Genomic DNA, 10479 nt, shown 5'->3' on the forward strand with positions numbered 1-10479 from the left:
GCCTCGAGCAGTGCGAGTACGAGGTACGGCGGGCCGAGTTACTGTTCAGGCGGGTAGGAATTCAGTACTTCGATACCACCGGGGCGTCTATCGAAGAGATTGCTACCAGCATCGTGCAGAGTGCAGGTCTACAGCGTAAAATCGGCTGACGCCGGGCAGTCTGACCAGGGGCAGGAGCCGAACTTTGTAATCTACATAGCCGGAATCCTGACCAAGCTACTATACATTCATAAGAGTGGAACCTATACTCTTATTGCGAGTGACTTGTAATAAGAGTAAGCCGCTTACGCAAACACGACACGATCTGCGAGGAAAGGGATGCCCATGGTAAACCAGTTGGAAATTCGGAATCTACATGCCAGGATTGTTGATGGTGAGCCCATTTTGAATGGGGTCAGCCTGGTGTTGCCTAAAGGACAGGTACACGCGATCATGGGGCCCAATGGGGCGGGCAAGAGTACCCTGGGCAAGGTCATCGCTGGTGATCCCAGCTACGAGATCACCAGGGGCGACATCCTGATGGACGGAGAGAGCATCCTGGGGATGGAAGCCGACGAGCGGGCCCGCAAGGGGCTGTTTCTGGCATTCCAGTACCCGGTCGAAGTGCCAGGGGTGTCCAACGCCAATTTCCTTCGCCTGGCTCTGCAGGCCAAAAAGGGTGGCGAAGTGAACATGATGGAGTTTTACGGCAGGCTGCAAAAGGCTCTGGCCACCCTCGAGTGGGACGAGAGCATCCTGACCCGCTATCTCAACGATGGCTTCTCCGGAGGCGAGAAAAAGCGCAACGAGATTATGCACATGATGGTCTTGGAGCCTACCTACGGCATCATGGATGAGACCGACTCCGGCCTGGACATTGATGCCTTGAAGGTGGTAGCCAGGGGTGTGAACGCCATGCGCGGCCCCAACTTTGGGGCCCTCCTGATCACCCACTACCAGCGTCTGCTCAACTACATCACCCCGGATGCGGTGCATGTGATGATTGATGGTCGCATCGCTGCCAGTGGCGGCTTTGAACTGGCCGAGAAGCTGGAAGCCCAGGGCTACGAGTGGGTCAAGGAGCTTGCTGTCGCAAGCTAGCCCAGTGCCGATAGCCCATGGCTGATGGCTCAAAGATTGCTTTGCTATTAGCCCTCAGCTATCCGCTATCTGCACAAACCGGAGGTTTTACATTATGTCCGACAACGCAGTTGTTGAGAATATAGGCAACGAATACAAGTACGGATTTGTAGACGAAGTAAAGCCTGTCTGGAAGGCTGAAAAGGGCCTTAATCGTCGGGTTGTCGAGGCGATCAGCTACCACAAAGATGAGCCTTCCTGGATGCTCGAGTTCCGCCTTAAGGCCCTGGAGATCTACCTGTCCAAGCCGGTTCCGGTCTGGGGGGGCGACCTCTCGGGCCTCAACATGGACGAGATCTACTTCTACGCCAAACCCACCGAGCAGCGCGATGCCCGCAGTTGGGATGATGTGCCCGAGGAAATCCGCCGCACCTATGAGAAGCTGGGCATCCGCGAGGCCGAGCAGAAGGTGCTGGCCGGGGTGGGCGCACAGTACGACTCGGAGATGGTGTATCACCAGGTCAAGGAAGAGCTGGAGCGTCTTGGGGTGGTCTTCGTCTCCATTGAGGACGGCCTCAAGCACCACCAGGATCTCTTCCGCGAGTACTTCGCCACCGTCATCCCCCCGGAGGACAACAAGTACGCAGCACTTAACAGCGCGGTGTGGTCGGGCGGCAGCTTCGTGTACGTGCCCAGGGGTGTAAAGGTCGAGCAGCCCCTGCAAGCCTACTTCCGGGTCAACACCGCCGAGCTGGGCCAGTTTGAGCGCACCATAATTGTGCTGGATGAAGGAGCCGAGATGCACTACATTGAGGGCTGCACGGCTCCAACGTATACCACCGACTCGTTCCACTCCGGCGTGATTGAGATTGTGGTCAACCAGGGGGCCAGAAGCCGCTACACCACCATCCAGAACTGGTCGCACAACATGTACAACCTGGTAACCCAGCGGGCCGTGGTCAAGAAAGACGCCTACCACATGTGGCTCGACGGCAACCTGGGCTCCAAGCTGACCATGAAGTACCCGAGCAGCTACCTGGTTGAGGAGGGTGCACGCTCGGACATCCTCTCCATTGCCTTTGCCAGTACCGGACAGCACCAGGATGCTGGTGGCAAGCTCATTTTCGCAGCCTCCAACACGGGAGGCAGCATCGTTTCCAAGAGCATCTCCAGGGGCGCGGGCCGTAGCTCGTACCGTGGACTGATTAAGGTCTACGAGGGCGCCCGGCATGTAAAGGTGAATGTGGAGTGCGACGCGCTCCTCATCAACGAGGAGTCCCGCACCGACACCTACCCCTACATGGAGATCGAGGACGACACTGCCACCGTGGGCCACGAGGCCACCGTCAGCCGCCTCAACGACGAGCAGATCTTCTACCTCCAGAGCCGGGGCCTGCCCGAGGACGAGGCTGCCGCCCTGATTGTGCGCGGGTTCATCGAGCCGGTGGCCAAGGAGCTGCCGCTCGAGTACGCCGTTGAGCTGAACCGGTTGATCGAGCTCGAGATGGAAGGCTCAGTGGGCTAAACTGGGAGGTGATCATGGTCAAGGAACCCCACCAGTTCATCACCGATTCCGAAGGCAAGCGCACCCATGTTCTGTTGACCATCGAGGAATACGAGGAATTGCTCGATCAGATACTCGACCTGGAAGACGCGCAGGCCCTGCGTCAGCGTCGGGCCGAGGGTGGGGAACGGGTTTCTCTGGACGATCTGAAGAAGCAACTTGGTCTATGAGCTATAGGGTCGAGTTTCATCCCAGAGCCGCCAAAGAGCTGATTAGCCTAGACACCCAGGTTCAGCCGCGCATCGTAGCCGCCCTCGAGCAGTTGAGCGAAGACCCCTTCCGCCACGGTTCCATCCAGATGAAAGGGGAGCAGGCCAGAAGATTTCGGGTGGGCGAGTATCGAATCATCTACGACGTGGACACGACAGAGAAACTGCCGATCGTCTACCGTGTGCGACACCGAAGCGAGGCTTACCGATGAAGGAAATACGGGCTGAGTACGCCGTTGAGCTAAACCGGTTGATCGGGCTCGAGATGAAAGGTAGCGTGGGCTAGTGTCTCGGAACGATCGGGTGGTGTTCAAGGATGGAACCTACGCCATTCGCGAGGTCTGCTGCGTTGAAAACGGCAAGATTCAGACCTGGACAGAAAACCCGATGGCACCGATGGGCGAAACCTTTGAGGAACTGAAGGAAGGCTTCGAGTTCTACCAAACTGCCCTCGAGAAAAGCGTCTTGTATTTCGACACGCATTCAGGGACTTTGGTTGAACAAGCAACGGAGAATTAACCATGAAAAGAGTCTCGTTGATTGTCTTGGCTGTAGTGCTAGCGGCTTGCTCGAGTGGGAATAATAGCACGACTACTCCGAATGGGACTACGACTATCCAGAATTGGCCTGCAAATCGGGTTGGGGTCATTCGGTTTTACGTTTACACTGAAGGTCGTTTCTCTACACAGCCTCTGCAAGTTGGTGAGGCTGATGTAGCATCTAATGGTAGCTTTGTGTTCAATCTCTCACAGATTGCTACCGAGATCACCAGCAACAATGCTGCCCTTACTGAAGGCGCTCGAGGTCTATGTTTCGACATGTCTAAAAATCTCACCTTAAGTCAACCCACAACACGGTTTGCTGCTGTTCTCCCAATTGCCGCCGTTGGTGTAAGCGGGCAGACTCGAGGACTCTTGGGTTACGGTCTCAAGCCATACACCAATTTTCCTCTTGACGTTCAATCAGGCGACGAAATCACTGTACTGCTTTACGCCAATCAAGCAACCCAAGTGACGGGCTCTTGCTCACAATCTGCACTCAACCCTTTTCCTGCGCAGCAGTACAATTTCAACCTCAATCTGAGTCAAGGTTGGAACTATGTGCGTGGTCGAGTGAGTGCAACCTCACCAATCACGGTTGACCTAACTTCGAGCACAACCGCACCAAACAGCGCTCTTTCGTATGCCCCCTTTCCGTCTATGCGGAACCTTGCACTCTCGATTTGGCGAAGGATTTCCTCGCTATCCCATCGCCAGTAAATGTATGATCCACCTCATCCTCGAGAAAGTTACGGCTGGGGAATTGCTCGAGATGCTCGAGCCGAAACGCAGTCACCGCAAGCATGTCATTCCGAGGAGGCGCTTTTTGCCGACGAGGAATCTCTCACTGTACCGTGCTCATTCATGTTCCGCTGGGAGTGACAGTCTTTTGCAACATGAAGCTGGCGACTGTCCTCAGTGAGAGATTCCTCTCTCCGCTGCGCTCCGCTCGGAATGATACCTAAGCGCAAAGGAGTTTTATGACTGCTGATGAATATCTCAAATTACGAGAGCCTTTCTTGCAGAATCCGCTTTCGGTACAGTTGGAAAAACTGGAAGCGAATTTGTGGCGGGTTGCGTTGAAAGATGAGCCTCGAGAAGTCGTTTTTGAAACTATTAGGGAGTCTCAGCACTTTGTAGATTGGATAGTTCGCAGTCTTCAGTTTGATGCTCACGAGGAACTGATTGCGTTTTTGCGAGTAGTCATGCGTCAGATTTCCGAGTGGAAAGCTCACTGGGATAAGACCTGGGAAACCCCCGAACGGATGCGTGTCCAGACTCGAGCCTGGGCCGAAGAGGTTTCGAACTACGCAGCAGAAATCAGAGAGGTCGAAACCCTCTGGGTGCAGGAAACCGAACGTAGATTTGAACAGATGGAAGCGGGCCAAATGCGTGTAATCCTTGGCGAAGAAGTCCGCAAAATGACAGGAGGAAGTTAGTGGAAATCACCTCGACCCTTTCGCGTGACCTCGTGCTCGAGGTCTCCAAGAAGCTTTCCGAGCCCCAGTGGCTGCTCGAGAAGCGCCTGGCCGCCTGGGACACCTTCGCCCGGCTGCCCTACCCCACCACCCGCACCGAGGAGTGGCGCTACACCGACATCACCGAGGTGCCCTTCGAGGAGCTGAAGCTCGAGCTGCCCACCGGTAACTTGTCGGTTATCCCGCAGGCCGTCAAAGACCGCCTGGCCCAGGCCCAGCTCTCGGGTTACGCAGTATTTGTGGGTTCCGACCTGGTGCACGTCGAACTGCCCGAAGACCTCAAGAAGCAGGGCGTGATCTTCAGCAACCTGCACGATGCCATCGCCAATCACCCCAAGCTGGTCGAGGAAAACCTCTTCAAGGCGGTTAACTGGAGCGACCTGGTAGGGACGCAGGTCAACCGCCCAGAGAACTCCAAGATCCCAGCGCTCAACGCCGCGCTCTTCACGCATGGGGTTTTTCTCTACATCCCCAGTAATGTGGAGTTCAGCAAGCCGATGGGGGTCTTCAAGTACCTCGAGGGCGGCCAGCTCTCGAGCTCGCGCACCCTGATTGTGGGCGACATCAACAGCCAGGCTGTCTACATCGAGGAGTACATCTCGCCCGCCAGGGTTTCGGCCTCGGTCAACACCTCCTCCACCGAGATCATCGTGAGCAACGGAGCCAAGGTACGCCACGCCCACATCCAGCTCCTGGGCCAGGGCTTCTACCACTTCCACCGCCAGCGGGCCCACCTCCAGCGCGATGCCGCGCTCAACGACCTGGTGGTAAACATGGGGGCAACCATCAGCCGCGCCGACGTACAGTCGGAGATGCTGGGGGCGGGCTCTTCCTCCGAGATGCTGGGCCTGTACTTCACTTCCGGCAACGAGCACGTAGATCACTACACCCTGCAGCACCACGTGGCCGACCACGCCCATTCCGATGTGCTCTACAAGGGCGCGGCCAAGGATCAGAGCCGTACGGTGTATGCGGGCCTGATCAAGGTGGGGGTGGGGGCGCAAAAAACCGATGCCTACCAGACCAACCGCAACCTGCTGCTGTCCGAGGATGCTCGCAGCGACAGTGTGCCGCAGCTCGAGATCGGGGCCAATGACGTAAAGTGCTCGCACGGTTCGTCCACCGCGCCGGTCGAGCCCGGAGAGTTGTTCTACCTGATGTCTCGTGGCCTGCCGCGCCATATGGCCCAGCAAATTCTGGTCAAGGGCCACATGACCGATGTGCTCACCCGCATCCCCATCGAGCCATTGCGCCAGCATATCGAGAGCATCATCGAGGAGAAGGTGCGGGTCTAGCACACGTCGAAAGCCCAGCGTCGAGGGTCTAGTGCCTTTTTGGGTTTTAGCTTTTGACCCTCGACCCTCGACCCGTGACATTTATGTGGATTCCCGTCGCTACCCCCGAACAGTTCGTGAATGGCCGCCTGGTAGTGAAGGTGGAGGGCGAGAAGACCCCGGTGCTCTTGCTCTACACCGGACAGGAAGTTTTTGCCATCTCAGACATCTGCACCCACGACAAAAACCCCCTCTCTGATGGCCCCGTAGAAGGCGAGACCATCCAGTGTACCCGCCACGGAGCCCGGTTCAACCTGCGCACCGGTAAGGCCACCCTGCCGGCACCGCGCCCGGTCAAGGCCTATAAGACCAGACTAGAAGACGGGCAGGTCTGGCTGGAGGTTTGACCGACCGCCTGGAAAAATGACCCCTCGAGACGCGCACTGTGCGGCGCATCGCCATACATACAAACCGGGCGTACCCCGCGCATCCGCTGCAGAAAGCGCCCTGATACCGGATTCAAAAAGATCATCCTCCAACCAGGAGACCCGGAGGCTCTCTTTTGGAATCCGGGTGCACACCCCTCCCGGACGGTCGGCGAAAAAAGCGTCTCCCTTCGGTTGGGTTCTAACCGAATCTGGTATGAGACCTGAGGGGTGCGAGTTCAGGATGCAAGGACGGGCAGTCATCGCCCGACCCAACGGTCTCGTTTTCGCTCGAGGTGTAGCGTCCGGGGGTGACGGCATGGCTTTACTGCAGGCGAGCGGTTAAAGGGCCTTAGCCCAGGTCGCTCACCTTTTGAACCTCCTGGGCATCCAGGTGGTGCACATCGGGTGGGGCAGTATACCAGCGCCCATTGCGGCAGATCATACGAACGATGGCGCAGTTGGGAATCCATAGCGACCGGTGGAAGTGCAGGTAGCGTCGCATGGCCGGCTCGTCCAGGTCGCGCTCGGTGCGAAGCATCTGCCAGAGCATGGCCCGCATAAAGAGCCCGTGACCAAAAACAACGGTGAGGCCAGTAAGGCGGTTCATGCGCCCCAGGGCCGCATCTATTCGGCCCAGCAGATGGCGGAAGGTCTCGGCCCCCTCCCCATCCCAGTAGTCGGGATCGCAGCGCGCCCAGTACTGCTCGAGGTGGGGCCAGCGCTCCTCAGCGCTGGTGTGGTTGCGGTGGACATGGGAGAGTTCGGTGAACTCCTGTACCGGCCATTCTTCCTGTAGCACCTGGGGAAACCGCTCGAGTAGGGGCTGGGCGGTCTGTTTGGTGCGGATGAACGGTGAGGTAACCACCCGATCAGGGGCTTGGCCAAAGGCTCTGGCCAGGGAGCGGGCTTGTCGCCAGCCCAGCTCGGTCAGGACGGGAGCCGCCGCATTCGCGGTGCGCTGCCCCGCATTCGAATCGCTCTCACCGTGTCGAATCCACCAGACTTCGGTCAAGCTCATTGCTTAGCATCATACGGGGGGTATGGGCAAGACGAATCAAGTCAACCTCACAACCTCGCCGAAAGGAAAACCGCTCGAGTCCAGCCCGCCCGGCGCAACCACCCACAGCGTGGAAAGGTGCGGCGTTTCCGGCGGAAAATCACCAAATCCGTCGGTGAGGTAGATGCACACCCCCCCCAGGTGCGGCTCGTGGCGCTCGAGCACGTCGGCGAAAAAAGGCCGGAAGTCGGTACCGCCGCCGCCCTGAGGCGCAGGGATTTCACCCTCGGCCTTGAGCGGGTAGGGGCCGTAGATGGTGGCATCCGCGTAGTAGAGGTGGGCTTCCAGGTGCGGGTAGGCCCGCAGGATGCCCTGTACTTCGCTCAGGAATAGTTTGACGAGCGCGTCGTCCACCGAGCCCGAGGTATCTACTGCGATGTAAACCTTGAGACTTTCGCCCTCGAGGGTCTCCAGATACAGGCCCCGCCCGATGTGGCGGCGGTCATAGCCGGTAAAGTCGGTGGGGGTACGCACCAAAAAACGCCACAGCAGGCTTTTCCAGTCGAGTTGGGGTGGCCCTGCTAGCCCGAAAGCGCGTTCCAGGCCCACCGGGAGATGGCCTTTCTGCACACTCCGGGCCACCGCCTGGGCCTGTTGCACGGCTTTTGTCCAGTGCTTTTCGAGACCGGCTTTCTCGGCCTCACTCAAGGAATTGCTGTCCAAGAGCCTCTTGCCCCGGAATTTCCCGCCCTTGCTATCCGGTTTGGCATCCTTACCCTCTCTGCTATCCGGGCCCTCCTGCTCTCGAGCATCGGCGGGAGGCGCCTCGAGCAAATCCACAAAAACCAGCTCTGGCTGCTGCTCACGGGGCAACAGGGCATACGCTTCTTCGGCGGAATAGCGCTCGAGTTCAGGGTTTCGGATATGCCCCTCCGGCAGACGGAAGCTGTTTTGCAGCAAAATGCCGTTTACCACAGTATCGGCGGCGATATTCCAGCGCTTTTGGTCGCGGTGGGAGCGGCGCGGTACATGAAGCAGTGCAGCGTGCAAAACCTCGTGCAGCAACACCCCATCGAAGTGTTCGTCGGGGAGAGCCCCCATAAAGTGCGGGTTGTAGAACACGTCGCGCCCATCGGTAGCGGCAGTGGGGAGCTCGAGGCTGGGCCTATAGCGGGCAAACAAGGCCAGTGTGGCGAAGAAAGGCGACTTCATCCGCAGGCGCAGCAAGCTCGCGCTAATCCGGCGTTCCAGCGCAGGATGCGGGCTGGGTGGTTCAGGCTTGGGATGGGCGGCGTTTTCGGACATGCTTACACCGGGGGTGTGGCCTAGGGCCTGGGGTGAGGGGGGTCTCGAAGCTCACCGCCCAGGTTCTTTCGATCCTTGCCCCTCAACTCTAAGCTCTGAGCTGCCTGGGCCCGAACCAGCCGGCTGCCATCCTGGGCCAGGCGCTCCAGCACTTCCACCGGGGTCTTCGGGTTCTGCGCCACCGCGTAGCGAACCACCCACTCCGGCGCAGCCCAGTGGCGCACCTTGGAGAGTTCGCGGGCGGGGATTTCGGGCCGGGATAGGGCCACCGCACGGTTGAGGGCAAAGTGCGACCTCGAGCTGCGCAAGACCAGTCGAGCACGGTAATGCTCCAGAGTCTGGGCGTCGAGGTGGGGGTTGCGCAGGGCAGATAGGCGCACATTTTCGTCTATATCGTGCAGCAGTTCGCTTAGCAAAGCCTGCGGGGTGTGGCGATGCTCGGCCACCGCCTGGCGCACCTCCCGCTCAGGGTCTTGGGCCAGGGAGACCAGCAGCTCAGCAGTCAGGGCTGGGTTCATGGCGACTGCTTGTCGCACCGACCACTCGAGGTCGCGCACCAGTTCGTGCAAAGCCTCGAGGGGTGTTGCAGGGTTTTGTGCGGCCAGGACGCGGCTCCAGATGGTTTGCCCGGCCAGTTGCCTCAGGAACTCGCCCTCCAGACCGGGGTCTATCGCTTCGGCTCGGCGGTATTGTTCAATCAAATCGGCGGGGGTTTCCGGGTGGGTCTGGGCGGCTAGCCGAACCATTTCGTCGGAGTCGGTCAGCAGAATGCGCAGGGCCGGGAGCGGGGCTCTGGGATCAAGGGCTACCTGCCAGCGAATGTCTTGCTGATCATCCACACAGAGGCGCTCCAGAAGTTCTTCTGTGGTCTGTGGATGCCTCACCACGGCCCGGCGTACATCGCCATGGGGATCGCTGGACAGCTGCAAAAGTACATCCGCCGCCAGCCCCGGATTGGTGGCAGCGGCCTGTCGCACCCGCCAGTCTTCGTCGCAGGCCAGGGTTCGCAGGGTTTCGGCAGGCGTGAAGGGGTGGCGGGCCGCCAGATGCCGGGCCCAGTCGTTGCCCTGGGCCAGTTTGTCGAGCAGATCAGGGCGCAGGGGCTCACCCTTCTTGATCCTCTGGTAGAGCTCGACCAGGCTCATCTGCGGGTTCAGCCCGGCGAACCGTCCGGCAAAAAGCGATTCCAGGGCGGCTTCGGGCACCTGGGGGTGGTTGGCCACCGCCTGGCGCACATCCCGATCGGGGTCGTGGGCCAGTTGCTCAAGCACCAGCACAGGGGTGGCAAGATTGGCCGCCACGGCTTGTCGTACTCTCCAGTGGTCATCATGGGCCAGTTGTAGAAGCAGGTTTTGGGGGGTGCGGAGGTTCTGCGCCATCTGTACGCGCACATCGGGCTGCTCGTCACCGGCCAGCACCTCGAGGCTTTCCAGCGGGGTAGAGGGGTGCACCGCCACCGCCTGCCGCACCTCGGGGTCGGTATCGGCGGCCATTGCGGCCAGGATAGCGGGCGGGGTTTTGGGGTTGTAGGCCACCGCCATGCGGGTGTGCCAGTCAGGGTCGTCGTGGCAGCGCTCGAGGATTTCCGAGTCGGTATTGGGATGAACTGCGGCCAGTCGCCGGGCC

The 10479-nt window shown here is 59.3% G+C and carries 12 protein-coding genes; 9 read left to right on the forward strand and 3 right to left on the reverse strand.

Annotation, left to right across the window (positions count from 1 at the left end; translation table 11 throughout):
* The 9 genes from Q0288_RS12750 to Q0288_RS12790 all read left to right on the forward strand — a co-directional run.
* The coding region (locus tag Q0288_RS12750) for a kinase/pyrophosphorylase (protein WP_299431021.1) at positions 1 to 149 on the forward strand (149 nt) is incomplete at its 5' end.
* 175 nt (positions 150 to 324) lie between these two features.
* The gene (gene sufC, locus Q0288_RS12755; protein ID WP_299431023.1) at positions 325 to 1080 is read left to right on the forward strand and encodes a Fe-S cluster assembly ATPase SufC; all 756 of its coding nucleotides are present in this window, start codon (positions 325 to 327) and stop codon (positions 1078 to 1080) included.
* 94 nt (positions 1081 to 1174) lie between these two features.
* A complete protein-coding gene (sufB, locus tag Q0288_RS12760; protein ID WP_299431003.1) occupies positions 1175 to 2584 on the forward strand; it encodes a Fe-S cluster assembly protein SufB in 1410 nt (469 codons plus the stop codon).
* A gap of 14 nt (positions 2585 to 2598) precedes the next feature.
* Positions 2599 to 2793: a hypothetical protein gene (locus Q0288_RS12765; RefSeq protein WP_299431005.1), complete on the forward strand. Its 195-nt coding sequence runs from the start codon at positions 2599 to 2601 to the stop codon at positions 2791 to 2793.
* Positions 2790 to 3044, forward strand: a complete 255-nt coding sequence (locus Q0288_RS12770) for a type II toxin-antitoxin system RelE/ParE family toxin (RefSeq protein WP_299431007.1) — start codon at positions 2790 to 2792, stop codon at positions 3042 to 3044. The genes Q0288_RS12765 and Q0288_RS12770 overlap by 4 nt, the downstream gene beginning before the upstream one ends.
* A gap of 94 nt (positions 3045 to 3138) precedes the next feature.
* Positions 3139 to 3351, forward strand: coding sequence for a hypothetical protein (locus Q0288_RS12775; RefSeq protein WP_299431009.1), 213 nt, complete (start codon positions 3139 to 3141; stop codon positions 3349 to 3351).
* Positions 3352 to 4351: 1000 nt separating this feature from the next.
* Positions 4352 to 4810, forward strand: a complete 459-nt coding sequence (locus Q0288_RS12780; protein ID WP_299431011.1) for an addiction module protein — start codon at positions 4352 to 4354, stop codon at positions 4808 to 4810.
* The gene (sufD, locus tag Q0288_RS12785; protein ID WP_299431013.1) at positions 4810 to 6144 is read left to right on the forward strand and encodes a Fe-S cluster assembly protein SufD; all 1335 of its coding nucleotides are present in this window, start codon (positions 4810 to 4812) and stop codon (positions 6142 to 6144) included. The genes Q0288_RS12780 and sufD overlap by 1 nt, the downstream gene beginning before the upstream one ends.
* A gap of 83 nt (positions 6145 to 6227) precedes the next feature.
* Complete coding sequence (locus Q0288_RS12790; RefSeq protein WP_299431025.1) at positions 6228 to 6530, forward strand: non-heme iron oxygenase ferredoxin subunit; 303 nt, start codon at positions 6228 to 6230, stop codon at positions 6528 to 6530.
* Positions 6531 to 6900: 370 nt separating this feature from the next.
* On the opposite strand, the gene Q0288_RS12795 is transcribed toward Q0288_RS12790, so the two are convergent.
* The 3 genes from Q0288_RS12795 to Q0288_RS12805 form a co-directional block, all read right to left on the reverse strand.
* Positions 6901 to 7569: a histidine phosphatase family protein gene (locus Q0288_RS12795; RefSeq protein WP_299431015.1), complete on the reverse strand. Its 669-nt coding sequence runs from the start codon at positions 7567 to 7569 to the stop codon at positions 6901 to 6903.
* A 36-nt stretch (positions 7570 to 7605) separates the two neighbouring features.
* Positions 7606 to 8853 carry a VWA-like domain-containing protein gene (locus Q0288_RS12800; protein ID WP_299431017.1) on the reverse strand — a complete coding sequence of 416 codons (1248 nt, stop codon included), beginning with the start codon at positions 8851 to 8853 and terminating at the stop codon, positions 7606 to 7608.
* Between the two features lie 20 nt (positions 8854 to 8873).
* Positions 8874 to 10479: hypothetical protein (locus Q0288_RS12805; RefSeq protein ID WP_299431019.1), on the reverse strand; the 1606-nt coding region annotated here is incomplete at its 5' end.

The sequence above is a fragment of the uncultured Meiothermus sp. genome, from assembly GCF_937863175.1.
GTDB lineage: Bacteria > Deinococcota > Deinococci > Deinococcales > Thermaceae > Meiothermus.

Bases quoted from the DNA above. Each gene is read 5' to 3' on its own strand.
- sufC (WP_299431023.1), top strand. From the start codon at position 325: ATGGTAAACCAGTTGGAAATTCGGAATCTACATGCCAGGATTGTTGAT.
- sufB (WP_299431003.1), top strand. From the start codon at position 1,175: ATGTCCGACAACGCAGTTGTTGAGAATATAGGCAACGAATACAAGTAC.
- Q0288_RS12765 (WP_299431005.1), top strand. From the start codon at position 2,599: ATGGTCAAGGAACCCCACCAGTTCATCACCGATTCCGAAGGCAAGCGC.
- Q0288_RS12770 (WP_299431007.1), top strand. From the start codon at position 2,790: ATGAGCTATAGGGTCGAGTTTCATCCCAGAGCCGCCAAAGAGCTGATT.
- Q0288_RS12780 (WP_299431011.1), top strand. From the start codon at position 4,352: ATGACTGCTGATGAATATCTCAAATTACGAGAGCCTTTCTTGCAGAAT.
- Q0288_RS12790 (WP_299431025.1), top strand. From the start codon at position 6,228: ATGTGGATTCCCGTCGCTACCCCCGAACAGTTCGTGAATGGCCGCCTG.
- Q0288_RS12795 (WP_299431015.1), bottom strand. From the start codon at position 7,569: ATGAGCTTGACCGAAGTCTGGTGGATTCGACACGGTGAGAGCGATTCG.
- Q0288_RS12800 (WP_299431017.1), bottom strand. From the start codon at position 8,853: ATGTCCGAAAACGCCGCCCATCCCAAGCCTGAACCACCCAGCCCGCAT.